Below are 23,521 nucleotides of genomic sequence, written 5' to 3' on the forward strand. Positions count from 1 at the left end.
TTTTCCACTATGCCTACAAATCAAGCCCAAAATAATTTTCCCTTCGTTGCTTGGCTGCGCGATGTAGCCCCCTACATCCATAGTTTTCGAGGCAAAACCTTTGTTATCGGCTTTGCTGGCGAATTGGTACAAAAAGGCGGCTTAGAGGCTCTCATCCAAGACGTGGCGATGTTGCACGCCATGGGCATGAGAATTGTTTTGGTCCATGGTTCACGTCCACAAGTACAAGAACAACTAGATTTAAGAAAAGTTACCAGTCGCTATGGTACTGGTGCCATGAGTGGTTATCGAATCACAGATCCAGCTGCTCTTGAATGCGCCAAGGAAGCTTCTGGTGAATTACGCCTAGATATTGAAGCAGCATTTAGCCAAGGTTTACCTAATACCCCTATGGCTGGCTCACGCATTTCTGTTATTTCTGGCAACTTCATTACTGCAAGACCAGTGGGTATCGTAGATGGAGTTGACTTCATGCACACTGGTTTAGTGCGTAAAGTTGACTCTGAATCAATCGCACACTCTCTTGCAAATAACAAGATAGTCTTGATGTCACCTTTGGGTTTCTCACCAACTGGTCAAGCTTTCAATATCGCTTATGAAGATGTGGCCACTGCTACAGCAATGGCAGTTAAAGCTGATAAATTGATTTTCTTAACTGAATACAACGGCATCACTGATGCCGACGGAGAACTCATCAAAGAGTTCTCACTACGTCAACTAGAAGACCATATTAGCGGCTTAACTTTGGCCGATGCTGATCTCAAAGTGCTACTGCAAAACGCTATTCGGGCAATTAAGTCTGGGGTTGGCCGTGTTCATTTATTGCCTCATGACCGTGATGGCGCTCTTTTGGAAGAGTTGTTCACACATGACGGTATCAGCACCATGATCGCTGCTTCAGACATTGAACATTTGCGCGAAGCAAATCTTGATGATGTGGGTGGCATCTTGCAATTAATCGAACCCTTGGAAGACGAAGGTATTTTGGTTGCCAGAGGTCGCGATGTGATTGAACGTGACATCACTCACTTCTCCGTGATTGAGCATGACCGCGTGCTATTCGGTTGCGCAGCATTGTTCCCATACTCTAATGGTCTGGGTGAACTGTCTTGCTTGGCTGTTGATCCAGAAGCGCAAGAGTCTGGTGACGGCGAAAGATTACTGAAGCGTATTGAGGCCAGAGCCAAAGCTCAAGGTCTTAAGAAAATATTTGTATTAACCACAAGAACTGAACATTGGTTCTTAAAACGTGGTTTCGTACGCGCTAGCGTTGATGACCTACCAGCAGAGCGTAAAGAGCTCTACAACTGGGAACGTAAATCAATGGTTCTCATTAAAAACATTTAACTATTAACGATTGCTAATTAAGAGGTAAATAATGGCACGCATGATTCATTGCATCAAATTGAATAAAGAAGCAGAAGGCTTGGATTTCGCACCACTACCTGGTGAATTAGGCAAAAAAATCTGGCAAGAAGTTTCTAAAGAAGCTTGGGCTGGTTGGATCAAACAACAAACCATGCTAATTAATGAAAATCGTTTGAACATGGCAGATACGCGTGCACGTCAATACCTTCTAAAACAAGTGGAGAAGTATTTCTATGGTGAAGGTGCTGATTCAGCACAAGGATATGTGCCAGAGAATAAGTGAACTGAAGTAGTTTTTTTAAACTGGACTTTTAGGTTTGCATTAAAAAGGACGCATAAGCGTCCTTTTTTGTTACCCCAAGATTCTCAAAATAAGACTCATGAGTAGGTCTGACGGCGAACTCCATTTGCTTCACCAATAAGTAATACATTGGCTTTTCTTCTAGCAAATAAACCATTGCAAACCACCCCCGGTATTTGGTTGATATTGGATTCGAGTTCAACTGGATTGGTAATTTTTAAACCCGCCACATCCAAGATCCAAGCTTGGTTATCTGTCACAAATACCTGATCGGTGCCTTTGATTTTTCTAAGAGTAACCGTACCACCCAATTTCTCTAACTCTCTAGTGACCTGCGCCGTAGCCATCGGTATGACCTCAACAGGCAAAGGAAATTGGCCCATCACAGCGACTTGTTTACTACCATCGCAAATACATACAAATGTTTTAGCCAAATGCGCCACAATTTTTTCACGGGTTAAAGCGCCACCACCGCCTTTGAGCATGTGACCTTGAGGATCAATCTCATCCGCTCCATCTACATACATCGGCAAACTTTCCACCGAATTGCTATCTAATACATTAAAACCATGTTTTTTTAGGCGCTCAGTGCTAGCTTGTGAACTTGATACCACCCCTGCAAAATGAGATTTATGTGGAGCAATTGCATCAATAAATAAGTTCGCCGTTGAACCCGTACCAACCCCCAAGATGCCGCCAGGAGCCATATGCTTTAATACTTCATCTTTGGCAGCCTCAGCAACCATGGCTTTTAATTGATCTTGGGTATACATATTTAAGCTTTCCGAGGATTTAATTTCAAACTTCTCTAATTATTCAATAAAAATGTCTGCTACATTCTTTTAATTCACAGAAGCATTCTAAAATAGTCCGATGAGCTCATTACTAGAACAATTAAAACAGTACACCACCGTGGTTGCCGACACAGGCGATTTTGAACGCATGAAGGCATTTTTGCCTCAAGATGCAACCACCAATCCATCCCTCATCTTAAAGGCAGCACAACTGCCTAGCTACCAACATCTCATCACAGAGATCAAAACTAAGAATGCCGGCAAAAGCGTTGATCAAATTATTGATGCTTTATTGGTGGCATTTGGTATCGAAATTTTAAAAATAGTTCCTGGTCGTGTATCTACTGAAGTCGATGCGCGACTTTCTTTTGATACAGATGCAACCATTAAGAAGGCCCGCGAAATCATTGCCGCCTATGAAGCTGCAGGCATTTCCAAAAAACGCGTGCTGATTAAGATTGCAAGTACTTGGGAAGGCATACAAGCTGCCAAAACTCTTCAAGCCGAAGGCATCGCTTGCAACATGACCTTGCTATTTAGCCTAGTTCAAGCTGTTGCTTGCGCCAATGCAAATGCTCAATTAATTTCTCCATTTGTAGGTCGCATCACTGATTGGCACAAAAAATCATTAGGAACCGAGTGGCAGGATGATGTCCATGGCGGTGCTAATGATCCCGGTGTCGTATCTGTCAAAAATATCTATAACTACTACAAGAACTTTGGCATCAAGACTGAGGTGATGGGAGCTAGCTTTAGAAATATTGGGCAAATCACTAACTTAGCCGGCTGTGATTTATTAACTATCAGCCCTGAATTATTGGCTGAACTACAAAGTAGCGAAGCAAACTTGAGCTTGGCATTAAGTCCTGAAAAAGCAAAATCTATTGGGGCAGCAGAAATTACTGCCGATGAAAAGTCATTCCGCTACCAACTGAATCAAGATGCTATGGCAACAGAGAAACTTTCAGAAGGTATCCGTCTTTTCTGTGCTGACATTGAGAAATTAGAAAAACTATTGCTAGCTTAATTACTCAGTTAGCTAGCTGATTTATTTAGAGGCTTTGGATTGCTTGGCAATTCTTTGCCTTCTAGCTTCGTAGAGACTCACACCGCTTGCAACGGATACGTTAAGGCTCTCTACGCCACCTAGCATTGGGATTTTGACAAGCTCATCACAAGTTTCTCGGGTAAGACGTCTCATGCCCTCACCTTCTGCACCCATCACCAAAGCAACAGGGCCTGTGAAATCAACATCGTAGAGTGTCTTTTCAGTTTGGTCATCAGTACCAATCACCCATACGCCCGCTTCTTGGAGTTCACGCATGGTTCTAGCTAGATTCGTTACTGCGATTAAGGGCATGGTTTCTGCAGCACCACTGGCCACCTTACTCACAGTAGCATTCAAGTGAGCTGAACGATCTTTAGGCACAATCACGGCATCCACACCAGCACCATCAGCTACGCGCAAACATGCCCCTAGGTTATGCGGATCTGTTACACCATCTAAAATGAGCAACAGTGCTGGTCCTGTCAATGCATCAAGCAACTCATCAAGAGTTTGTACTTTAGAAATACTGTCCGCAAAAGCCACTACACCTTGATGACGGTCATTGCCAGCCAAGGTTCTCAAACGCTCCGTATCAGCTTGATGTAGTCTGCGACCCAAAATTGGTTCAGCAGTTTTAATAAAGTCCTGCATGCGGCGATCACGCCTTGCAGGATCAACATAGACTGTTCTTAAGGACTCCGGGTCTTGGCGCAGTCTTGCAATAACCGCATGAAAGCCCAGCAACATTTGTTTGCCGTCACCACCAGCTTGCCTTGATGACTGATCTTGTTTAGATCTAAAACCCTGCTCTCTATCTGACATTAACGACGGCCCTTGCGAATACTTAATTCATGCCCCTTAGATTTGGCATTACTAGATTTTTTTGGTTTTCTACCAGCTTTAGCAGCAGCGGTTTTCTTAGCTCCTCTGCCTGAGGCTGATTTACTAGGGGCAGATAATACCCCACCACCCTGAGTCGATCTAGAACCACCTGCTGTCGAGCCAGATGAACTAGAGCGCGCTTTCCCTGATGATTTTTTAGCGCTAGCACCTCTGTTAGGCTTATTCGAGCGACCATTTTCCATCGGTGAGAAACGATCGCTCACGCCAACACCTGCCACACCATTTCTGTCGCCATTTGGTTTTACAAGGCTAAATTCAATGCGTCTAGCATCCAAGTCAACACGGCTCACCAAGACGTGAACTCGGTCTGTTAAGCGATAACGAATACCTGTTCTCTCACCACGTAGCTCTTGTCTGGCTTCGTCATACTGGTAGTAATCACCACCGAGTTCACTGATGTGAATCATGCCCTCTACAAAGAGACTTTCAAGTTGAACAAATAGACCAAAAGTGGCAACACCGGTGATGGTGCCAGAGTACTCTTGACCCAAGTGATCACGCATGTAGTAACACTTCAACCAAGCTTCGACATCTCTGGATGCCTCATCTGCACGACGCTCGTTAGAAGAACAATGAACCCCCAACTGTGCCCAAGCAGCCATGGCAGTTGATGCTTCTTGCTTCGCCTTAGCTCCGCGAGCGGTTTTAGCGGCAGGCTTTGCTTTGGCTTCTTCATGAGATTTTTTAGCATTGGCGGCATTCACTCGCCCTGGACCACTCTTTGGCATCGCTAAGTTCAAAACTACATCGGCAGGGATATTAGGTGAATATGTTTTCTTTGCCAAAATAGCTTTAATAGCGCGATGCACTAGCAAATCTGGATATCGGCGAATGGGGCTTGTGAAATGTGCGTAGGCTGGATAAGCCAAACCAAAGTGGCCATAGTTATCTGGCTGGTAAACGGCCTGCTGCATTGATCTCAAAACCACTGACTGCAACATGCTGGCATCAGGCCTTGGCTTGATCTCTTCAATTAACTTTGCAAAGTCTTTAGGTCTTGGCTTTTCAGCACCACCTAAATTTAGCCCAGCCGTCCTTAATACTTGTTTAAGAGTCATCAACTTTTCAGCAGATGGCTCAGCATGCACTCGGAATAAAGAAGCATGACCATTCTTATCCAAAAAGTCTGCGGCACAAACGTTGGCCGCCAACATGCACTCTTCAATCACGCGGTGTGCCTCATTACGCACCCTAGGCTCAATACGCTCAATCTTGCCAAGCGCATTACTGATGATTTGAGTTTCTGTGGTTTCAAAGTCAATTGCACCACGTTTATCTCTAGCCGCTCTCAAAACCTTATAGAGACTGTATAAACGATCTAAATTTTTCTTAAGATGCTTGAATCTTGCCGCTTCAGGACCATTACTGTTACTTAAAATTTCCCAAACGGTGTTATAGGTAAACCGCTGCGCTGAATGCATCACGGCTGGGTAAAACTGGTAAGCCTGCACTTGACCATCCATGTCAATCACCGCATCACACACCATACATAAGCGATCGACCTCAGGCTTTAATGAACATAAGCCATTTGATATTTTTTCTGGCAACATCGGGATGACCCTGCGCGGGAAATACACTGATGTGGCTCTTGAAATTGCATCAGAATCTAATGGGTGACCAGGCTTAACGTAGTGAGATACGTCAGCGATTGCTACGATTAGACGCCACGCCTTTGCTTTACCCCAGGCAACAGGCTCACAATACACCGCATCATCGAAGTCTCTGGCATCCTCACCATCAATCGTCACCAAGGGAATATCACGTAGATCAATACGCCCCTCTAGGTCTTCCTCACGAATCTCATTAGGCAATGCATCAGCCTCTTTGCTTGCTGCAGGAGAGAATAGATGAGGCACACCATATTTACGCACAGCGATTTCGATTTCCATACCCGGGTCATCGATCTCACCCAATACTTCCACAACTCGACCAACAGCCTGACGATAACTATCGGGGTAATCAATAATTTCAACAGAAACTACTTGACCCAATTTGGCGTTACCCTGCCCTTTGGGTGGAATCAGGATGTCATGGCCAATACGCTTATCTTCTGGAGCACAAATAAGAACACCGTTCTCATTTAATAAACGTCCAATCACAAATTGATTGGCATGCAAAATCACTTCACTGATTTGGCCTTCTGGTCGACCGCGACGATCCACCCCAGAAACTCTAACAATCACTTTATCGTGATGCATGACACGCGACATCTCGCGTTCATTTAAGAAAATGTCTTCTCCACCATCATCAGGAATCACAAAACCAAAACCATCTCGATGGCCTTGGACTGTCCCTTGTTTTTCTGGCAATTTACGGGCTTTAGCCTCAGACAGTGCCAAGGTCCCTTTAGTGCTTTTTTTAGTCATACCCCATTGTCTTACAAGAATGTGAAAACTCAAGCAATATATCAAGAATATAATCAAATCAACATTGGCGCTAACACCTCTAGCCCAGAAATATAACCATCAAGGTACGTGGAGATAGACATGGATTTAGGCATTAACAATAAGACTGCCTTAGTGTTCGGCGCGGGTAGCGGCCTAGGTCAAGCCATGGCCATTGCCCTAGCCAAAGAAGGCGCCAAAATAGCCTTGGCTGGCAGAAATATGGCCAAACTGGAAGACACTGCCAAGATGATTCAAGCAATGGGCGGGAAGTCTATTTGCATTAGCTGGGATCTGGCCAAGCTAGAAGCTATTGATGGGAATTTCTGTCAAATTGAGAAAGAATTAGGCCCCGTTGATATTTTGGTCAACAATACCGGAGGGCCTCCCCCAACTCCAGCCGCCAACCAAGCAACTGCATTGTGGGTCGAAAAGTTTCAAGAAATGGTTTTGTCGGTGATTGCTATTACAGACCGAGCAATCGGTGGCATGAAAGAGCGTCAATGGGGCCGAATCATCACAAGCACATCTTCAGGCGCCATCACCCCTATTCCTAATCTGGCGATTTCAAATACCTTGCGCGCATCTTTGCACGCCTGGTCAAAAACCCTTTCTAGAGAGTTAGCTCCTTTTGGCATCACCGCCAATGTGATTGTTCCGGGGCGAATTGCCACTGACAGAATTAAGTTTCTAGATTCAGCTCGCGCAGAACGAGAAAATAAATCACTGGCAGAGATTGAATTGGATAGCCTTAAAACGATTCCTATGGGTCGTATGGGTCGCCCTGAGGAATATGGTCAAGTGGCAGCATTTTTAGCCAGCGAAGCAGCCTCATATATCACTGGCTCAGTGATCCGAGTCGACGGCGGCAATATCCCAAATATTTAATTAAGCACGAATATCTAAGGCAGCTAGCTCTGCCTCAGTAAAACCAGCGGCTTTACGAGCCTCGTAGTTAAATGGGCCTCTCAGTTTTGGCGCTTCGTATTTTTCAACCAAATCAGCATAAGCTTTAATTGGGTCAAGTTGGTCTTTTTGACACATGTAATTGAACCAACGATTACCAATCTCTACATGCCCAACCTCATCATTAAGAATGATTTGCAAAAGTCTCACTGCTTCATGATCATTGGCTTGAGCCAGCTTTTCTTGAATCGGCGGCAAAGCATCCAAACCACGTGACTCCATGGTACGTGGCACCAACGCCATTCTTGCTAGGATTGATTCCGTTGTTTTGCTAACCATTTCCCATAAGCTGTTATGAGCTGGGAAATCGCCATATTTAAAACCTTGAGTTTGAAGATGCTGATTGAGTAACTCGAAGTGATACGCCTCTTCAGCAGCAACTCTTAACCAATCCTCGTAATATTCTTTAGGCATACCCGCAAACCGCCATACCGCATCTAAAGCCAAATTAATGGCATTGAATTCAATGTGAGCCAAAGCGTGTATTAATACTGCACGCCCTTCTGCGGTGACCATTGAGCGACGTTTAACCAAGCCAGGATTTACCAAGACTGGCGCATCGGGACGACCCGGAATGTCAACATCCTTATCAGATAGAACTGCATCTTCATTTAGATTGATATTGCCAGCCAAGTATTCTTCACGCAGATGAGCCACCGCCATACATTTAGCATGCGGTTCTTTGATGCTTAATAGTGAAAGCGCTTGAGATCTGAGTTCTGAATTCATAAAAGTAGGTAATTTTTCTAATTATCCAATAGTCTCAGGTACATATAAAATGATTTAACTATAAAAATACTAAGACACCTTGACTACATACTTGATGCTTCTGACACAAGTCTTATCCATTTTTGGATTTGCTTGCTACGCCGCATCCTTAACCCTGATTCAAACCGAGTGGCAATTAAGTAATTTCCAATCCGGTTTTTTAGCGAGCAGTTTTTTCATTGGTTACGTTTTAGTTGTGCCCTTTGCAACAACTTTGACTGACCGCATCGATACACGCCAAATATATCTAGCGGGCGGTCTGCTTGCTAGCATCGGCTTATTTGGCATGGGTTACTTTTCCAGTGACTTTCATAATGCGTGGTTTTTTCTAATGTTGCATGGCGCAGGCATATCAGCAACTTACATGCCTGGCCTCAAAATAATCTCCGACCGAGTCACGATCGGTGAAATCACTCGACATATCTCTTTCTACACAGCATTTTTTGGTATCGGCAATGCACTGTCATATTACGTCTCAGGAATATTGATTGCCCAATATGGTTGGAGAGCAGCCTTTTTAATTACCTCTATAGGACCTGCTCTCGCTGGAATCTTAGCTTGGCTTGGAACACAACGATTAGCGGGAGAAAAATCTTTTTTTGAGATTAAATTTGATCTCAAAGATGCATTTCCTCTTTTGCGCTGGAAAAAAGTACTAGAAACAAAAGAAGCACTGGGCTACATGCTCGGGTACACGGCTCACAGCCTAGAACTATTTGCATCTAGAGCTTGGCTGGTAGCATTTTTTGTCTATGCTGCGACCATCGCCAACCCAGAAAACTCTTTCCCATTAACCGCAACAGTAATTGCGACATTGATTAATTTGATTGGCGTTCCCGCCTCCATCATCGGAAACGAGATGGCCTTAAGAATAGGTCGTCATCGCTGGGTCTATTGGGTCATGATTGGTAGCGCTATCAGCGGCATCTCCTTAGGAGCCTCGCTACATGCCCATTGGTCAATTATTTTGATACTTGCTTTTATTCACTCCATTTTCATCATGGCTGACTCAGCAACACTTACTGCAGGTCTAGTAATCAGCGTGCCTCAAGATATCAAAGGTGCTGCCATGGGACTACACTCGGTTATGGGGTTTAGTGGCGGCTTACTAGGCCCTGCAATTTTTGGCGCCACACTAGATATCAGCAGAGCCATGGGTCATGATGGTTGGATGGCCGCTTATGCTTCGATTGTTGTATGGGGATTGATATTTGTGTTTTACACACAGTTCTCACTCTGGAAAGTTCAAAGGAAATCTTAAATGCGTCAAACACACCCTAGCCTCTTTCCAATCGGATCAGTTTTAAAGCATAAGAAAACCGGCGGCTTCTATCAAGTCATTGGGCTAGCAAAGATTGAAGCCACTCTAGAAATGGCCTATGTCTATGAATCTAGACAAACCCATGATTACTGGATTCGTCCTCAAGCAGAGATGGAAGACGGTCGCTTTGAATTGGCTGATTAATCAATCTTCTTTTTTGAAGAGATCAATATTCCAGCAACAATTAGTAAGAAGGCCACCCCATGAAATATCTGTGGCGCCTCACCCAATAATGCTGCTGACATGATAGCCGCAAATAATGGAATCAAATTAGCAAAGAATGCTGCCAGTGACGGTCCAACTGCACTAACTCCCAGCCCCCAACACCTATAAGCAATCAAAGATGGGCCAATGGCAATATAAATTAATAGTAAAACTGTCCAAACATTAATTTCTAACTGTACGGCGTCAAGTGCCACCTCATAGCTTAAAAAAGTGATTGACCAGAAAACACCAAATACCACTTGTGCCAATAAAAATTCTGCCCAATGCCATTGACGCTCCGTGCTCTTACCAGGGTGACTTAACATCCAGCTATAAAAGCCCCAAAGAATAGTGGCCAACAAAATAAACAAATCACCAATCACGAGCTTCACATCAAGAATGCTAAGCAAGTCGCCTCGAGATAAAACAATCACAACACCTAACAATGAAATGACTGCGCCAAACATTTGACGCGCTTGGGCTTTTTGTTGATAAAACAAAGCACCGATCAACAACATCCACATCGGCATGCTGCCACCTATCAATGTCACATTAATCGGAGTTGATGTTTCTAAAGATAGATATAAGAGGCTGTTGTATGAGCCTACACCTAACAAACCCAGCAACAAAAATCGAACTTTGTTCTGCCAAAGCACACTGTTGGATTTAAAAATCCTCCATCCAAGTGGCAAAAGTATTAAAGCTGCTAGAGACCACCGAATGCTATTAAGCATGATGGGCGATATTGTGCCCACTGCCAACCTGCCCACAATGGCATTACCCGCCCACAATATAGTCGGTAAGACCATGTAAAAGATAATGCGAGGGGTTAATGGGGTCATCTGAAAATTGCTATATATACCAAAGGTGACGATGCTAGCATGCCAGAGGCTCATCAAATGAGATTGATGCAAGAACTTGCATGTTAATGGAGTATCCTAAGGAACACCGATAGTTATTCAGGAACATCATGAATCAAGATGAACGCATAACCAATCTAGAAGTCAAACTTAGCTTTTCTGAGGATTTATTAGAAGAGTTGAATCAAACTGTCTATAAACAACAACAGCAGATTGATGCCTTGATCAAGGAAGTAAAAGCTCTGAAATTACAAATGGCTAGCAATTTGCCATCGGATGGCAATAGCCCCCGCGATGAAATACCGCCCCACTACTAATTAAGATTTTTGTGCCAAGCCTTCTATGGCAAGAACGTAACCTTGAACACCAAAGCCCACAACAATGCCGGCAGCCACTGGTGAAATATAAGAATGGTGTCTAAAAGCTTCACGGGCATGCACATTAGAAATATGCACTTCAATCACAGGCAAACCGTTAACCGCAGCAATCGCATCATGCAAAGCCACTGATGTATGCGTGTAGGCACCTGGATTAAATACAACCCCTTGCACCTTACCAGCCTTATAAGCTAAACCTGCCTCTTGGATCTTATCGATCAATGGGCCTTCATGATTACTTTGCAAAAACTCAACATCGAACCCCAAACGCTTTGCAGCATCTGTACATAAAGCTTCAACATCTGCCAAAGTCGCAGAGCCATACTTCTCAGGCTCTCTTGTGCCTAAGAGGTTGAGATTAGGGCCATTGAGGACGATGATTTTTTTCATAATGAATGAAGTATAGCGCTGATATATTGATTCTTAAAGAGTTTACTTCCAGCGCTCGCAAGTCACCTCAATAGTTCCCTCGCCATTACTTAACATTAGATGACCATCTTGAATGGTTGCTTGAATTTGCATAGTGCGTTCTGCCCAAGTGGCTAATTCTTGAGAAAGATCTGAAGACACTCGATAGACCGATAACTTATCCATGCGCGTGAGCTTATTTTCAATACCCTTCCACCATACTTCTGCAGCATGATGGTAGGCGTAGACAACCACTTTCTCGGATTTTGAGCAGGCGCGACTTAAAGGCTTTTCTTCTGGCTGCCCAACCTCAATCCATAACCTGGTTTGTCCTGTAAAGTCTTTTAACCAAACATCCGGTTCATCAGGGTCAGATAACCCAGCACCAAACACCAATTGACCATCGCCATTACAAAGATCATTTAATTGATGTGCATTAAAAGATAGCGCCAACAAACGCATCATCATGCGTTCATCTGTTTCACTGGGATGTCTTGCTAGTGTGAGCGCATGATCTGCATAATAATTGTGATCAATATCAGCCACAGACAGATTTACTTTAAATATCGTTGCTTTAATAGCCATGAATAGTTTTTTACTTTTCTGCGTAAAGACGCAATAGTCTGCGAAAATGACATTATGAAGCAATCACACGACCTAGACGAAGATCAAACCTACGAAAAACCGAGTAAATCGGAGATTAAGCGCCGTTTAGAGGCCAGGCAAAATCTCGCTGAAGAAATTAGCAAAATGACACCTGACAAGTGGAAGCAAATGCCCCTACCAGAGAGATTACTCGAACCCCTACAAGAAACTGCCAACGTACGCAGTCATGGCGGTATCCGACGTCATATTCAATACTTGGGCAAAATCATGGGTGCATTGTCTGAAGATGAAGTGAACGCAATTAAACAAGCCTTAATTGGTATTGTGGGTGCTAAAAAAGCCAGTAAGATGAAAATCTAAATAACTATTGAACTAGCAGGAGACTTTTTCGATGAAAGTAATCAGCCAAAGTTTTAATAATCAAACTGTTATTCCAGGTAAATTCGCCTTTGCGATTCAAGACCCTGCCAGCCACATTACTTTATCCAGTAATAAAAACCCCCATCTTGCTTGGTCTGACTTTCCTAAAGAGACTCTATCGTTCGCAGTCATTTGTCATGACCCCGATGTTCCAAGCCAAGGTGATAACGTCAATCAAGAAGGCAAAGTAGTGCCAGCTTCTTTGGCACGTGTTGATTTTTATCACTGGGTACTAGTTAATATTCCAGCCAATATTCATAGCATTGAAGCTGGTACACATAGCTCCTCCATCACCCCCAAAGGCAAAGCAGCAAGCGCCAGTCCAATAGGCTTAGCCGGCATCAATGATTACACCGCTTGGTTTAATGGTGATGCCGAAATGAGTGGCAACTACTTTGGCTATGATGGTCCTTGCCCTCCATGGAATGATGAAATCAAGCATCACTATGTATTTACCGTCTACGCACTGAATGTCGCATCACTTCCGCTCACTGGGGCATTTACAGGGGCTGATGCTCTTAATGCTATGAAGTCGCACATTTTGGATCAAGCAAGCATCACTGGGATTTATAGCCTTAACCCTCAGGTTGGGCTCTAAACTGTCCTGAACAAGCAGAAACGGGCTAATCAGCCTAAAATAGCGCCCGTGAATGCACCTTTCAATCCCTCGCTCATTCCGAGCTCTCCAAAGCTAGACTCATACCCTAAATATTGGGCAGAGTGCTTTGGCACATCCCCATTCTTGCCGATGAGTAAAGCGGAGATGGATAAGCTTGGCTGGGATAGTTGCGACATCATTATTGTGACTGGTGATGCCTATGTAGATCACCCTAGTTTTGGTATGGCAATCATTGGTCGTCTACTCGAAGCACAAGGCTTCAGAGTTGGCATCATTGCTCAACCCGATTGGCAATCAGCCGATCCATTTAAAGTACTTGGTAAACCTAATTTATTTTTTGGTGTAGCAGCGGGCAACATGGATTCCATGATCAACCGTTACACGGCTGATCGCAAAGTGCGCAGTGACGACGCATACACACCCGGCGGTGTTGGTGGCAAACGCCCAGACCGTTGCTCATTGGTATACGCACAACGCTGCAAAGAAGCTTACTCTGATGTGCCAATTGTGATGGGTGGCATTGAAGCATCACTGCGTCGCATTGCTCATTATGACTATTGGCAAGACAAAGTGCGTCGCTCCATTTTGATTGATGCCAAAGCCGACATCTTGTTATACGGTAATGCCGAGAGAGCCGTTGTTGAAATCGCTCATCGCCTAGCTAAGGGCGAATCAATCAGTGACATTAATGATATTCGTGGAACAGCATTCGTTAGACGCCACCCTGCTCCCAACTTTACTGAAATTGATTCAAGCACGGTGGATGTTCCTGGTGTGATTGATGCCCCCATCAATCCCTATCTAACACCAGATGAACAAGCTAAAGAACAAGGCAGTAGCTGTAAAAAAACAGAGGGGACTCTTGATGAGTCAGCCTCAAGCGAGCAACCCATTACAGTTGTTCCAACAGCAAAAAAACGACTAGAGCGCGATACAACAGTTATTCGCCTACCAAGCTATGAAGCAGTCAAACGAGATCCAGTACTCTATGCCCATGCCAATCGCGTATTGCATCTAGAAACAAACCCCGGCAATGCACGAGCATTGGTGCAGCAACATGGTGAAGGTGCTTCTATTCGTGATGTCTGGTTGAACCCTCCTGCGGTTCCACTGACCACAGAAGAGATGGACTCAGTATTTGACTTACCCTATGCTCGCGCCCCTCACCCATCATATGGTGATGCAAAGATTCCTGCATGGGACATGATTCGCTTCTCAGTCAACATCATGCGTGGTTGTTTTGGTGGTTGCACATTCTGCTCAATCACAGAACACGAAGGTCGCATCATTCAAAACAGATCTTCTAACTCAATCATTAAAGAGATTGAAGATATTCGTGACAAAGTTCCTGGCTTTACTGGCATCATTTCTGACCTGGGTGGCCCGACTGCCAACATGTATAGGATTGCCTGTAAATCAAAAGAAATTGAGGCACACTGCCGCAAACCATCTTGTGTTTACCCAGACATTTGCCCTAATTTAAATACTGATCACACGCCACTGATTCAGCTGTACCGCCGCGCTCGATCATTACCTGGCATCAAGAAAATATTGATTGGTTCAGGCCTTCGCTATGACTTAGCCGTCAAAGCACCCGCTTACATCAAAGAGTTAGTCACTCACCATGTCGGCGGCTATCTAAAAATTGCACCAGAGCACACAGAGCAAGGTCCTCTTTCCAAGATGATGAAGCCTGGCATGGGCGCTTATGACAAATTTAAAGAGTTATTTGATAAATACTCTAAAGAAGCAGGTAAAGAACAATATTTAATCCCTTATTTCATTGCAGCCCATCCAGGAACTAGCGATGAAGATATGATGAATTTAGCGATTTGGCTTAAGAAAAATGGTTTCAGAGCTGATCAGGTACAAACCTTTTATCCGTCTCCAATGGCAACTGCCACAGCGATGTACCACACCAATAAAAATCCATTGCGCAAAGTAACTAGAGATAGCGAAACAGTGGATATTGTGCGCGGTGAAAAACGTCGTCGTTTACACAAAGCATTCTTGCGCTATCACGATGCCAATAATTGGCCATTACTGCGTGAGGCTCTCAAGAAAATGGGTAGAGCCGATTTAATTGGCAATGGTAAGCATCACTTAATTCCAAACTATCAACCTAATACTGATGGCACATACCAAAGTCCTCGTCGTAAAAATTCATCATTCGGTAAACCAAGTGCCAGTGCAGTAACTCACAACCCAAGAGACTTTTCTGTTCCTCAAAAACCAGCAAGAGGAAAAATACTCACTCAGCACACTGGACTACCCCCTCGGGCGGGTACTGGTATTAAAGCTGGCAGTAAAGGATCAGTTGGCTCTGGTGGCAGACCATCACGCAGTGGAGTCAGCGGTAGCGCCAGACCTACAGCAAGAACCAAGAGTGGCGTTAAAAAATAATATTCAAAAATTTCTTTAATTAAAAACCCCGCAATTGCGGGGTTTTTATCTCAACTCTTACGACTCAACGTCGTTTATATTTGTCTTCTCTTTATCCCTTCCAGCCGATGCAACGTAATAAATGATGCTGGCAATCAACATAACAACACCTAGCATTAAAAAACCAAAGACTTCTCTATCCACTTTCCCTCTCCCTCAATAAGTTACTGCCCATGATGAGCAGGATGATTGATATGAATATAAGAGCCAGCGCTTTAATCTCAAACATGATAATTTCTACATCAGAAAACGGCATACCTACAACTGCGATTAATGCTGCTAGAGATAATGAGTGTAGATATCTTGAGTAAGCATCTAATTGCTCCTTGCTAGATTTCTCCAATAACTTTTTTAAGTATTTGAACCTTATCTCCTTTCCTTTAAAAGAAGATTGTAATTACTTATTATTTTTATAAGTAATTACCCTGCCAAGACTATGGCTATAAATGAGACTCAGGCTTGGAGCGATTCTGTGATTACTTGCAACTGAATGCCGCTGATTTTCACGCGCTTCATACGACTTAGGTCACCAGCCATTAGTTCAATTGCTGAACGAGGAATGTTCAAAGTTTTTGAAAGCCAAAGTATCAGAGCGTCATTGGCTTTACCCTCTACTGGGGGTGCAGCCAATCTGATTTTGAGTCTGCCATCATGCTCCCCCTGAACCTCGGTCTTCTTGGCGCCGGGTTGGCAATAAAGAGCCAATACATAGGTATTAGTTTTGGCATTTTCTTCCTTTAACCAGGGTGGCAGTTGGGCAGTCATAGTTGTATTTGAGCACAAAGTTTTTATCAAGGGTAAGATTAGCGCATGACAGAACTACACCAATTACCAGCCAGTATTGCTGCTAAAAAAATTCAAGCTAATGAATTAAAGTCAGAAGATTTGATACGTTCATGCATCGAAAGAATTCGTGAGCGTGAACCCATCACGCAAGCTTGGGTAGAGACAAATTTTGATCTTGCAATCCAAAGAGCCAAATATTTAGATCGATCTACTAATTTAGGCATCTTGCATGGCATTCCTTTTGGTGCAAAAGATCTATTTGACACTCATGACTTCCCTACTCGCTTAGGCTCGGCCATATATGAAAACAATCACCCTAACAGTGATGCCACCCATATTGCCTTAATGAGACAAGCTGGTGGCGTGTTATTAGGCAAAACAGTCACCACTGAGTTTGCAACTTTTAAAGGTGGCAAAACCACCAATCCTCATAATCCCGAATACACCCCAGGCGGATCATCTAGTGGCTCTGCCGCTGCAGTCGCTGATGACATGATCCCGCTAGCAACAGGTAGCCAAACTGCTGGATCGGTGATTAGACCTGCAGCATTTTGTGGCGTAGTTGGATATAAACCCACCTACGGAAAAGTCAGTCTTGGTGGCGTTAAAAGTTTATCGCCATCACTCGATACCTTAGGTAGCTTTACTAGAACTGTTTCTGATGCAGCCCTATGTGTTGCAGCCATGTCTGGCGACACTCAACTGGCAACAATTAACAAAATTAAGAAAAAGCCACGCATAGCAACATGCTTAACCTATGATGGTGAGCTGGCAAGCGCAGAGACCATCACAGCCATTCATCATGCGGCACTTCTTGCCGAAGATATTTTTAAAACCAAAGCGCCTGCAATACAGTTACCCACCATCTTCAAAGATATGTCTGCACTACAAGGTCGCATCATGTGGTCAGAAAGTGCTCGCAGCTTTTCCTTTGAACAAAATAACCACTCCGAACAATTAAGTCAGCAATTAAAAGGCTTAATCAAAATGGGTTCTGCTATTAGTTATGAGCAATATTCAAATGATTTAATCGTTGCTGAAAAAGCCAGAGCCACCATTGATCAACTGCTAACTGAATCCTGGGACATATTGATTGCACCTAGCGCAATTGGTGAAGCAACTAAAGGATTAACCCAAACTGGAGATCCTATTTTCTGCAGAGTATGGACACTCATGGGCTTACCTTGCATCACCTTGCCACTGTATACAGGGCCCAATCAATTGCCAGTAGGTGTACAACTGGTAGCGGCTAGAGGTCGCGACGCACTACTCTTATCAGTGGCTGATGCACTGATGCAAGCTTAAAGATAATTCTTTAAGAGCGGGATTAATAAAGCACCCAAAATGCCATGTAAACCCATGGCTAAACTAGCATAAGTACCGGCCTCAGGGTGAACAGCAAAGGCTCTTGATGTACCAATACCATGCGCCGCTGTTCCCATGGCAAAACCTCTTTGCCACCACTCTTTCATACCTAGTAGATTAAGAATCGTGCTGCCCAACATAGCACCCAAGATACCAGTAACCACCGCGAATACAGCCGTTAGAGTTGGTGACACACCCAATCTCTCAGCCACACCCATTGCAATTGGGGCGGTAACAGACTTAGGATAGAAAGCCCCAACAATCGCAGCATCAGCACCTAACATCGTGGCAATAGCAACAGCACTTACGATCGAAACAACACCGCCACAAACCAGCGCAATCAATAGCGGAATGAGCCTATCCTTTAAAGCAGCAATGCCTCGATAAATTGGTACCGCCAAAGAGACTGTGGCAGTTCCCAGTAAAAAATGGACAAATTGCGCACCCTCAAAATATGTTTGATACGGCATATCTACAAAATACAAACACAATGCGACCAAGAGCACCGCAATTGCTACAGGATTAGCCAAAGGATATTTATCTGTCTTTTGATAACAAAAATGACCTATTTGATAAGCAGTCAGAGTGATGATCAATGCAAATAAAGGACTACCTGATAGGTAGACCCAGATTTCAGCAATTTGCAAAGAATTAGGATTCATGAGAATCCTTTCTAGCTAACCATCTCAACAATACTGCTGTCACGGCAATAGTTAAAACAACACTGATCAACAGCGCAGCACTGATGGCTAAAGCATTTGCTTTTAGCTGAGGTAAAAATAATATGACGCCAACAGCCGCTGGAACAAATAAAACGCCTAAATGTTGGCTAAAGGCATCTGACACTGAGGCTAAAGAAGTATTAACGTTGCCTTTGATGATTAAAAAAACTAACAAAAATATTAAGCCTAGGACAGGTCCAGGGATGATGGGCAATACAAAATGAGATACCAGCTCTCCCAAACCCTGCCAGAGAAGTATTTGGACTAAGCCGGAAATCATGTTGAGATCTTATTCCTGTGGCAACTCAACCAAATGTTGCTTGAATAAGTTTTTCTTAGCGACGTAGTTTTCTGCACTCGCTTTTAAGCCAGCAATCGCCTCTGGCGTTAACTCACGTACAACTTTAGCAGGAGAACCGAGAATCAATGAGTTATCAGGAAATACTTTTCCTTCAGTCACTACTGAACCTGCTCCTACCAAACAGTTCTTGCCAATCACAGCACGATTAAGCACCACGGCTTGAATACCGATTAATGAGTTTTCACCAATCGTGCAACCATGCAACATCGCTTGATGACCAACCGTCACATTCTCAGCCAAGGTTAATGGGCAACCCATGTCTGTGTGCATCACAGTGCCCTCTTGCACATTACTTCCTTTACCCACAGTAATAGGCTCATTGTCCCCACGAATCACCACACTTGGCCAAATACTCACATCCTCATGCAAGATGACATCACCAATTAACGTGGCCTCTTTTGCCACAAAAGCAGATTCGTGAATTTGTGGAGATTTATCTTTGTATTTATATATGGTCATAAATGTACCCGAATGAATGTAAAGATTAAGCGTGCGGCTTCCAGCGGATTGAATAAGAGGCAATTAGAACCTCAATCAGTAATGACACCAGGGCTAAGATGAATGAGCCAATACCTGCAACAAAGGTATATAAAACAAATGATGACAAGATCAACTTGCCACCTGTTGTTTCAGCAAAGAAAAGTTCTAGAACTGTTAAACCAATCATCAGTGCACATAGCACCAAGAAAATCATTGCCACGTTAATAAATCGGCCTCGCTTGGCAATACTCATTAGCTCATCTTGATAGGCCGTACGCGCCGATACTGATAGCGATGCATCACCCATCTCTTTATGTATCACACGTGCGCGATCAATGACACGAGCTAGGCGCTGAGTCAGGGCACCAATCATGCCAGCCACTGCAGTAAGTAAGAAAACTGGTGCAACAGCCAACTGAATGCTGTCACTCAATGTACTTGGGTTCATCATGAACTAAATATACCTCAGACTATGATTTCTGACATTTATGGTGATTACCAAGGTAGTAACTGCCCGTCATAGGCAAAAAACTGACCGCTATCTTCTGCTTCTAATGCTTGAATGGTAGCCAGCATTTCTTCTGCAGCAATCTTGGCAGGTCTAGCATTAGCACCCCCTGCGAAAGGCTGAGATAAATTTGAAATGACTGTACCAGGATGAATAGCCACCACCATGGCTTCTGGTTTTTGTCGACGCAACTCAATCGATGCCGTCTTAATTAGCATATTCAGGGCAGCTTTTGAGGCTCTGTAGGAATACCATCCACCCAAACGGGTGTCTTCAATACTACCTACTTTGGCAGATATCAAGGCCATCACGCCACGAGCAGAAATCAATGGCACAAAGTGCTTAAGCAATAAGGCTGGACCAAAGGTATTGGCGGTGAAGGTTTCTTGCAAAACCTTCATATCAATATCAGCCAACCTTTTTTCTGGCATAAAACCATCGCCATGCAACACACCAGTAGCCACAAGTATTAAATCAAATGGTCCTTGATCTTTTACAGTCAAAGCAGCACGCGAAATACTATCTTCATCATCTAAATGAATACTGATGAAGTCTGCTTGATTAGACGTTCGTGCTAAAGGAATCACCGTCTCACACAGTGGATCTTCTTGCAAACGTTTTAAAAAAGCTGCGCCAATCGAACCACTGGCACCAATCACTAGTGCCTTATAAGGAGATTGAAACAAGCTCATGAATTAGAACGTGCCTGGATACAAAATATCTTTAGTCACTTGCTTGATATCTCTATGCCCAGTAAAAGCCATCGTGATATCTAATTCTTTATGAATGATCTCTAAACATTTGGTTACGCCAGCCTCACCCATGGCACCCAAGCCATACAAGAAAGGTCGACCAATCATGGTGCCTCTTGCACCCAATGCCCAAGCTTTCAAAACATCTTGCCCAGAACGAATGCCGCCATCCATCCATACCTCGATGTCCTTACCTACTGCATCCACGATTCCAGGAAGAGCCTGAATACTAGATACCGCACCATCCAACTGACGACCACCATGATTTGAAACAATCAACGCATCAGCGCCGGAGTTAACAGCTAATCTCGCATCACCCTCATCCAAAATACCTTTGATGATTAACTTACCACCCCAAAGCTTCTTGATCCACTCCACATCACTCCAGTTCAATGCTGGATCAAACTGTTCCGCAGTCCAAGATGACAAAGATGACATATTGCCAACACCTGTAGCATGGCCAACAATATTTCTAAACGTGCGACGATGAGTTCCTAGCATCCCTAAACACCATGCTGGCTTAGTCATCATGTCCAAGATGTTTGGAATGGTGAGTTTAGGTGGCGCTGTTAACCCATTCTTTAAATCTTTGTGGCGTTGCCCCAAAATTTGCAAATCGAGTGTCAGTACTAGGGCTGAACATTTAGCGGCTTTAGCTCTTTCAATCAGGCGCTCAATAAAGCCCCTATCTTTCATCACATATAACTGAAACCAAAATGGCTTGGTGGTGTTTTCTGCCACATCTTCAATAGAACAAATGCTCATGGTCGATAAGCAAAATGGCACACCAAATTTCTCAGCCGCCTTGGCTGCCAAAATTTCACCGTCCGCATATTGCATGCCAGTTAAACCAGTAGGCGCCAACGCCACAGGCATGGCCACATCTTGACCAATCATTTGAGTCTTAGTCGTGCGATTCTCCATGTTAACCGCCACCTTTTGGCGGAACTTGATCTTTTGAAAATCTGACTCATTCGAGCGATAGGTAGACTCTGTCCATGATCCAGAATCTGCATAGTCATAGAACATTTTAGGCGTGCGTTTCTTATGCAAAATACGCAAGTCTTCAATATTTGTAATTACTGGCACTATTGTCTCCTTTGATTACTGGCTATTAAGCCAAGATAAACTATGGTTTTCGTGTCTAATGTAGTTTGTCCCATTATAGGTATACCTGACGCAGTATGGCAAAACCCCTCACTCTTGAAAAAATTCTGTTCAGCCAAGGCTTTGGCACTAGGCGCTACTGCAGTGATTTGGTCTACGCTGAGCTAGTTAAGGTCAATGGTGTCTTAGCAGAAGACCCTGATGAGAAAGTGCCTACTGATAACCTCACACTCAATGTTGATGGCGAGGACTGGGAATATCACGAAAAAGCATATGTGGCATTCAATAAACCCATTGGTTATGAGTGCTCACACAAAACCAGCCATCACCCCAGCATTTATGGCTTGTTGCCTCAGCCCTTGGTTGAAAGGGGTATTCAGTGTGTTGGTCGACTAGATTACGACACCACAGGACTGATTTTGATGTCTGATGATGGCCAGTTCATCCACAAGATGACTACGCCTAAAAAGAATATCGGCAAAATTTATGACATCACCACGGCAGAGGATCTCACCACCGCTCAAATTGAACATTTATTAAATGGCGTGGTATTGGATGATGACCCCAAGCCCTGCTTTGCTAAAGCTTGCGTCCAACAATCTGAACGCCTCTTATCAATGACCATTGTTGAAGGCCGCTATCACCAAGTTAAAAGAATGATGGCAGCCGTTGGTAATCATGTCGCTGGACTACACCGCTCTTCTATTGGCGCCTATACGATGCCATCAGATTTACCCGAGGGTGAATGGCGCTGGCTATACGCTGATGATCTAAAACAACTTGGAACCAGCATACAAGACCAAACTTGATGGTATTTTGAGATACATCAAAGCAATTATGAGCACTTACTCCTACAGTCTAATTAACTATAAGGAGTGAAACATGTTAAGTGAATTATTTGGTTCTTTTGCAGGTCAATTAAGCCTACTAGTCATCTTGTTCATGATTGTTGCAGGCTTTACAGCTGTACGCGTGGTACTTAAAAAAATGTCAGAGACATCTGATTAAGTTAATTGAGCTTATTTAACCAAGCTCAAACCCGCTTTAAAGTCTGGGTGCTCACAAGATCTTAGAAGTTCAAAAATCACCATTTCGGTGGTAACCAGTTCAGCACCGTTACCGGCTAAACGATCAAATGCTGCGTCGCGATTAAGCTCTGTTCTTGAACCGCAAGCATCGGTGACCACCCACACATCAAATTCTTCCTCTAGCAATCCCAGTGCTGTTTGCAATAAGCAAACATGTGCCTCACATCCAGCGATAACAATGGTATTACGCTCTTCTTGAGTGTTTTGCTTACGCTGAATATGTTTAGGTAGGCTTCTGGCATTACCCATAGGCTTGGGTGGCTCTCTGAGCAATTCAACCAAACCATCTTCGCACGCACCAAAGTGCATTTTGTTCAAAGTTTTCTGGCATAGACCTTTGATCTCTTGATCATTTGAACCCAATTTTTCAGGATTTTGCTCTGTACCAATAATAGGCAATTTGAGTAAATGAGCAATCTTTGCCAAACGCTTAGCATTCGCTAATACAGCATCCGCTTGATGAATAACCGGCATCAATTTAGCCTGATAATCAACCAGTACCAATTGTGTATCTTCGGCAGAAAGCAATATAGACATAATGACCTAGTTTTCTCTATGATGAA

Annotated in this window: 29 protein-coding genes; 13 read left to right on the forward strand and 16 right to left on the reverse strand. The window is 43.8% G+C overall.

The genetic code is table 11. The features are described from left to right. Window positions 1-9: 9 nt before the first annotated feature. Window positions 10-1,347: an amino-acid N-acetyltransferase gene (argA, locus tag CFR83_RS06615; protein ID WP_088813276.1), complete on the forward strand. Its 1,338-nt coding sequence runs from the start codon at window positions 10-12 to the stop codon at window positions 1,345-1,347. Window positions 1,348-1,378: 31 nt separating this feature from the next. Next, complete coding sequence (locus CFR83_RS06620) at window positions 1,379-1,651, forward strand: oxidative damage protection protein (RefSeq protein WP_088813277.1); 273 nt, start codon at window positions 1,379-1,381, stop codon at window positions 1,649-1,651. Window positions 1,652-1,746: 95 nt separating this feature from the next. Here CFR83_RS06620 and rpiA read toward each other — a convergent pair whose 3' ends face one another. Then, on the reverse strand, window positions 1,747-2,442 hold the full coding sequence (rpiA, locus tag CFR83_RS06625; protein WP_088813278.1) for a ribose-5-phosphate isomerase RpiA: 696 nt from the start codon (window positions 2,440-2,442) through the stop codon (window positions 1,747-1,749). Between the two features lie 100 nt (window positions 2,443-2,542). On the opposite strand from rpiA, the gene tal reads away from it, so the two are divergent. Further along, a complete protein-coding gene (gene tal, locus CFR83_RS06630; RefSeq protein WP_088813279.1) occupies window positions 2,543-3,490 on the forward strand; it encodes a transaldolase in 948 nt (315 codons plus the stop codon). Window positions 3,491-3,511: 21 nt separating this feature from the next. Here the strand turns inward: tal and rlmB are convergent, their stop codons facing one another. Continuing rightward, on the reverse strand, window positions 3,512-4,258 hold the full coding sequence (gene rlmB, locus CFR83_RS06635) for a 23S rRNA (guanosine(2251)-2'-O)-methyltransferase RlmB (RefSeq protein ID WP_243383423.1): 747 nt from the start codon (window positions 4,256-4,258) through the stop codon (window positions 3,512-3,514). Between the two features lie 74 nt (window positions 4,259-4,332). Continuing rightward, window positions 4,333-6,780 (reverse strand): ribonuclease R, encoded by a 2,448-nt coding sequence (gene rnr / locus CFR83_RS06640; RefSeq protein ID WP_088813281.1) that lies wholly within the window; start codon window positions 6,778-6,780, stop codon window positions 4,333-4,335. A gap of 120 nt (window positions 6,781-6,900) precedes the next feature. Between rnr and CFR83_RS06645 the strand changes: the two genes are divergently transcribed. Beyond that, on the forward strand, window positions 6,901-7,686 hold the full coding sequence (locus tag CFR83_RS06645; RefSeq protein WP_088813282.1) for an SDR family oxidoreductase: 786 nt from the start codon (window positions 6,901-6,903) through the stop codon (window positions 7,684-7,686). Here the strand turns inward: CFR83_RS06645 and CFR83_RS06650 are convergent, their stop codons facing one another. Continuing rightward, on the reverse strand, window positions 7,687-8,493 hold the full coding sequence (locus tag CFR83_RS06650) for a ferritin-like domain-containing protein (protein WP_088813283.1): 807 nt from the start codon (window positions 8,491-8,493) through the stop codon (window positions 7,687-7,689). A gap of 79 nt (window positions 8,494-8,572) precedes the next feature. Between CFR83_RS06650 and CFR83_RS06655 the strand changes: the two genes are divergently transcribed. Next, window positions 8,573-9,793, forward strand: coding sequence for an MFS transporter (locus CFR83_RS06655; RefSeq protein ID WP_243383403.1), 1,221 nt, complete (start codon window positions 8,573-8,575; stop codon window positions 9,791-9,793). After that, a complete protein-coding gene (locus CFR83_RS06660) occupies window positions 9,794-9,997 on the forward strand; it encodes a hypothetical protein (protein ID WP_088813285.1) in 204 nt (67 codons plus the stop codon). Here CFR83_RS06660 and CFR83_RS06665 read toward each other — a convergent pair. Next, window positions 9,994-10,866 carry a DMT family transporter gene (locus CFR83_RS06665; RefSeq protein ID WP_423808382.1) on the reverse strand — a complete coding sequence of 291 codons (873 nt, stop codon included), beginning with the start codon at window positions 10,864-10,866 and terminating at the stop codon, window positions 9,994-9,996. The genes CFR83_RS06660 and CFR83_RS06665 overlap by 4 nt on opposite strands. A 161-nt stretch (window positions 10,867-11,027) precedes the next feature. Between CFR83_RS06665 and CFR83_RS06670 the strand changes: the two genes are divergently transcribed. After that, a complete protein-coding gene (locus CFR83_RS06670; protein ID WP_088813287.1) occupies window positions 11,028-11,234 on the forward strand; it encodes a SlyX family protein in 207 nt (68 codons plus the stop codon). Here CFR83_RS06670 and aroQ read toward each other — a convergent pair whose 3' ends face one another. Together aroQ and CFR83_RS06680 are read right to left on the reverse strand one after the other, a co-directional pair. After that, window positions 11,235-11,684: a type II 3-dehydroquinate dehydratase gene (gene aroQ / locus CFR83_RS06675; protein WP_088813288.1), complete on the reverse strand. Its 450-nt coding sequence runs from the start codon at window positions 11,682-11,684 to the stop codon at window positions 11,235-11,237. Between the two features lie 42 nt (window positions 11,685-11,726). Further along, window positions 11,727-12,287, reverse strand: a complete 561-nt coding sequence (locus CFR83_RS06680; RefSeq protein WP_088813289.1) for a YaeQ family protein — start codon at window positions 12,285-12,287, stop codon at window positions 11,727-11,729. A 54-nt stretch (window positions 12,288-12,341) separates the two neighbouring features. On the opposite strand from CFR83_RS06680, the gene yjgA reads away from it, so the two are divergent. Genes yjgA through CFR83_RS06695 form a run of 3 tightly spaced genes read left to right on the forward strand, consistent with a single transcriptional unit; the run spans window position 12,342 to window position 15,750 of the window. After that, entirely contained in the window at window positions 12,342-12,668 is a 327-nt protein-coding gene (gene yjgA, locus CFR83_RS06685; RefSeq protein WP_088813290.1) for a ribosome biogenesis factor YjgA, read from the forward strand. A gap of 31 nt (window positions 12,669-12,699) precedes the next feature. Continuing rightward, complete coding sequence (locus CFR83_RS06690) at window positions 12,700-13,326, forward strand: YbhB/YbcL family Raf kinase inhibitor-like protein (RefSeq protein WP_088813291.1); 627 nt, start codon at window positions 12,700-12,702, stop codon at window positions 13,324-13,326. A 48-nt stretch (window positions 13,327-13,374) separates the two neighbouring features. After that, on the forward strand, window positions 13,375-15,750 hold the full coding sequence (locus tag CFR83_RS06695; RefSeq protein ID WP_088813292.1) for a YgiQ family radical SAM protein: 2,376 nt from the start codon (window positions 13,375-13,377) through the stop codon (window positions 15,748-15,750). A gap of 57 nt (window positions 15,751-15,807) precedes the next feature. Here CFR83_RS06695 and CFR83_RS08460 read toward each other — a convergent pair whose 3' ends face one another. Then, complete coding sequence (locus tag CFR83_RS08460; protein WP_279304985.1) at window positions 15,808-15,933, reverse strand: hypothetical protein; 126 nt, start codon at window positions 15,931-15,933, stop codon at window positions 15,808-15,810. Between the two features lie 309 nt (window positions 15,934-16,242). After that, complete coding sequence (locus CFR83_RS06705) at window positions 16,243-16,554, reverse strand: DUF167 domain-containing protein (RefSeq protein WP_088813294.1); 312 nt, start codon at window positions 16,552-16,554, stop codon at window positions 16,243-16,245. A 45-nt stretch (window positions 16,555-16,599) separates the two neighbouring features. Here CFR83_RS06705 and CFR83_RS06710 point away from each other — a divergent pair, with 45 nt between their 5' ends. After that, a complete protein-coding gene (locus CFR83_RS06710) occupies window positions 16,600-17,880 on the forward strand; it encodes an amidase (RefSeq protein ID WP_088813295.1) in 1,281 nt (426 codons plus the stop codon). Here the strand turns inward: CFR83_RS06710 and CFR83_RS06715 are convergent. The 6 genes from CFR83_RS06715 to CFR83_RS06740 are packed head-to-tail and all read right to left on the reverse strand — an operon-like array spanning window position 17,877 to window position 21,852. Further along, on the reverse strand, window positions 17,877-18,602 hold the full coding sequence (locus tag CFR83_RS06715) for an LrgB family protein (RefSeq protein WP_088813296.1): 726 nt from the start codon (window positions 18,600-18,602) through the stop codon (window positions 17,877-17,879). The genes CFR83_RS06710 and CFR83_RS06715 overlap by 4 nt on opposite strands. Then, window positions 18,592-18,942, reverse strand: coding sequence for a CidA/LrgA family protein (locus tag CFR83_RS06720; RefSeq protein WP_088813297.1), 351 nt, complete (start codon window positions 18,940-18,942; stop codon window positions 18,592-18,594). The genes CFR83_RS06715 and CFR83_RS06720 overlap by 11 nt, the downstream gene beginning before the upstream one ends. Window positions 18,943-18,951: 9 nt before the next feature. Continuing rightward, entirely contained in the window at window positions 18,952-19,482 is a 531-nt protein-coding gene (locus CFR83_RS06725) for a gamma carbonic anhydrase family protein (RefSeq protein ID WP_088813298.1), read from the reverse strand. A 25-nt stretch (window positions 19,483-19,507) separates the two neighbouring features. After that, a complete protein-coding gene (locus tag CFR83_RS06730; protein ID WP_088813299.1) occupies window positions 19,508-19,954 on the reverse strand; it encodes a DUF2721 domain-containing protein in 447 nt (148 codons plus the stop codon). 44 nt (window positions 19,955-19,998) lie between these two features. Then, the gene (locus CFR83_RS06735; RefSeq protein WP_088813300.1) at window positions 19,999-20,703 is read right to left on the reverse strand and encodes an SDR family NAD(P)-dependent oxidoreductase; all 705 of its coding nucleotides are present in this window, start codon (window positions 20,701-20,703) and stop codon (window positions 19,999-20,001) included. Between the two features lie 3 nt (window positions 20,704-20,706). Continuing rightward, window positions 20,707-21,852, reverse strand: a complete 1,146-nt coding sequence (locus CFR83_RS06740; protein WP_088813301.1) for an alpha-hydroxy acid oxidase — start codon at window positions 21,850-21,852, stop codon at window positions 20,707-20,709. Window positions 21,853-21,947: 95 nt separating this feature from the next. Here CFR83_RS06740 and CFR83_RS06745 point away from each other — a divergent pair, with 95 nt between their 5' ends. Beyond that, window positions 21,948-22,679 carry a pseudouridine synthase gene (locus CFR83_RS06745; RefSeq protein ID WP_088813302.1) on the forward strand — a complete coding sequence of 244 codons (732 nt, stop codon included), beginning with the start codon at window positions 21,948-21,950 and terminating at the stop codon, window positions 22,677-22,679. A gap of 73 nt (window positions 22,680-22,752) precedes the next feature. Then, window positions 22,753-22,878, forward strand: coding sequence for a DUF3149 domain-containing protein (locus CFR83_RS06750; RefSeq protein WP_088813303.1), 126 nt, complete (start codon window positions 22,753-22,755; stop codon window positions 22,876-22,878). 11 nt (window positions 22,879-22,889) lie between these two features. Here CFR83_RS06750 and CFR83_RS06755 read toward each other — a convergent pair whose 3' ends face one another. Further along, on the reverse strand, window positions 22,890-23,489 hold the full coding sequence (locus CFR83_RS06755) for an isochorismatase family protein (RefSeq protein WP_088813598.1): 600 nt from the start codon (window positions 23,487-23,489) through the stop codon (window positions 22,890-22,892). Between the last annotated feature and the right edge of the window lie 32 nt (window positions 23,490-23,521).

This window comes from Polynucleobacter victoriensis (assembly GCF_900187875.1).
In the GTDB taxonomy this organism is placed as follows: Bacteria; Pseudomonadota; Gammaproteobacteria; order Burkholderiales; family Burkholderiaceae; genus Polynucleobacter; species Polynucleobacter victoriensis.

Excerpts from the sequence above, each read along its gene's own strand:
- yjgA (WP_088813290.1), top strand. The coding sequence starts at position 12,342 with ATGAAGCAATCACACGACCTAGACGAAGATCAAACCTACGAAAAACCG.
- CFR83_RS06680 (WP_088813289.1), bottom strand. The coding sequence starts at position 12,287 with ATGGCTATTAAAGCAACGATATTTAAAGTAAATCTGTCTGTGGCTGAT.
- CFR83_RS06745 (WP_088813302.1), top strand. The coding sequence starts at position 21,948 with ATGGCAAAACCCCTCACTCTTGAAAAAATTCTGTTCAGCCAAGGCTTT.
- CFR83_RS06735 (WP_088813300.1), bottom strand. The coding sequence starts at position 20,703 with ATGAGCTTGTTTCAATCTCCTTATAAGGCACTAGTGATTGGTGCCAGT.
- CFR83_RS06665 (WP_423808382.1), bottom strand. The coding sequence starts at position 10,866 with ATGGTCTTACCGACTATATTGTGGGCGGGTAATGCCATTGTGGGCAGG.
- CFR83_RS06620 (WP_088813277.1), top strand. The coding sequence starts at position 1,379 with ATGGCACGCATGATTCATTGCATCAAATTGAATAAAGAAGCAGAAGGC.
- rnr (WP_088813281.1), bottom strand. The coding sequence starts at position 6,780 with ATGACTAAAAAAAGCACTAAAGGGACCTTGGCACTGTCTGAGGCTAAA.
- rpiA (WP_088813278.1), bottom strand. The coding sequence starts at position 2,442 with ATGTATACCCAAGATCAATTAAAAGCCATGGTTGCTGAGGCTGCCAAA.
- rlmB (WP_243383423.1), bottom strand. The coding sequence starts at position 4,258 with ATGTTGCTGGGCTTTCATGCGGTTATTGCAAGACTGCGCCAAGACCCG.
- CFR83_RS06715 (WP_088813296.1), bottom strand. The coding sequence starts at position 18,602 with ATGAATCCTAATTCTTTGCAAATTGCTGAAATCTGGGTCTACCTATCA.
- CFR83_RS06645 (WP_088813282.1), top strand. The coding sequence starts at position 6,901 with ATGGATTTAGGCATTAACAATAAGACTGCCTTAGTGTTCGGCGCGGGT.
- CFR83_RS06660 (WP_088813285.1), top strand. The coding sequence starts at position 9,794 with ATGCGTCAAACACACCCTAGCCTCTTTCCAATCGGATCAGTTTTAAAG.
- CFR83_RS06670 (WP_088813287.1), top strand. The coding sequence starts at position 11,028 with ATGAATCAAGATGAACGCATAACCAATCTAGAAGTCAAACTTAGCTTT.
- CFR83_RS06720 (WP_088813297.1), bottom strand. The coding sequence starts at position 18,942 with ATGATTTCCGGCTTAGTCCAAATACTTCTCTGGCAGGGTTTGGGAGAG.
- CFR83_RS06750 (WP_088813303.1), top strand. The coding sequence starts at position 22,753 with ATGTTAAGTGAATTATTTGGTTCTTTTGCAGGTCAATTAAGCCTACTA.
- aroQ (WP_088813288.1), bottom strand. The coding sequence starts at position 11,684 with ATGAAAAAAATCATCGTCCTCAATGGCCCTAATCTCAACCTCTTAGGC.
- argA (WP_088813276.1), top strand. The coding sequence starts at position 10 with ATGCCTACAAATCAAGCCCAAAATAATTTTCCCTTCGTTGCTTGGCTG.
- CFR83_RS06650 (WP_088813283.1), bottom strand. The coding sequence starts at position 8,493 with ATGAATTCAGAACTCAGATCTCAAGCGCTTTCACTATTAAGCATCAAA.
- CFR83_RS06725 (WP_088813298.1), bottom strand. The coding sequence starts at position 19,482 with ATGACCATATATAAATACAAAGATAAATCTCCACAAATTCACGAATCT.
- CFR83_RS06730 (WP_088813299.1), bottom strand. The coding sequence starts at position 19,954 with ATGATGAACCCAAGTACATTGAGTGACAGCATTCAGTTGGCTGTTGCA.
- tal (WP_088813279.1), top strand. The coding sequence starts at position 2,543 with ATGAGCTCATTACTAGAACAATTAAAACAGTACACCACCGTGGTTGCC.
- CFR83_RS06710 (WP_088813295.1), top strand. The coding sequence starts at position 16,600 with ATGACAGAACTACACCAATTACCAGCCAGTATTGCTGCTAAAAAAATT.
- CFR83_RS06690 (WP_088813291.1), top strand. The coding sequence starts at position 12,700 with ATGAAAGTAATCAGCCAAAGTTTTAATAATCAAACTGTTATTCCAGGT.
- CFR83_RS06705 (WP_088813294.1), bottom strand. The coding sequence starts at position 16,554 with ATGACTGCCCAACTGCCACCCTGGTTAAAGGAAGAAAATGCCAAAACT.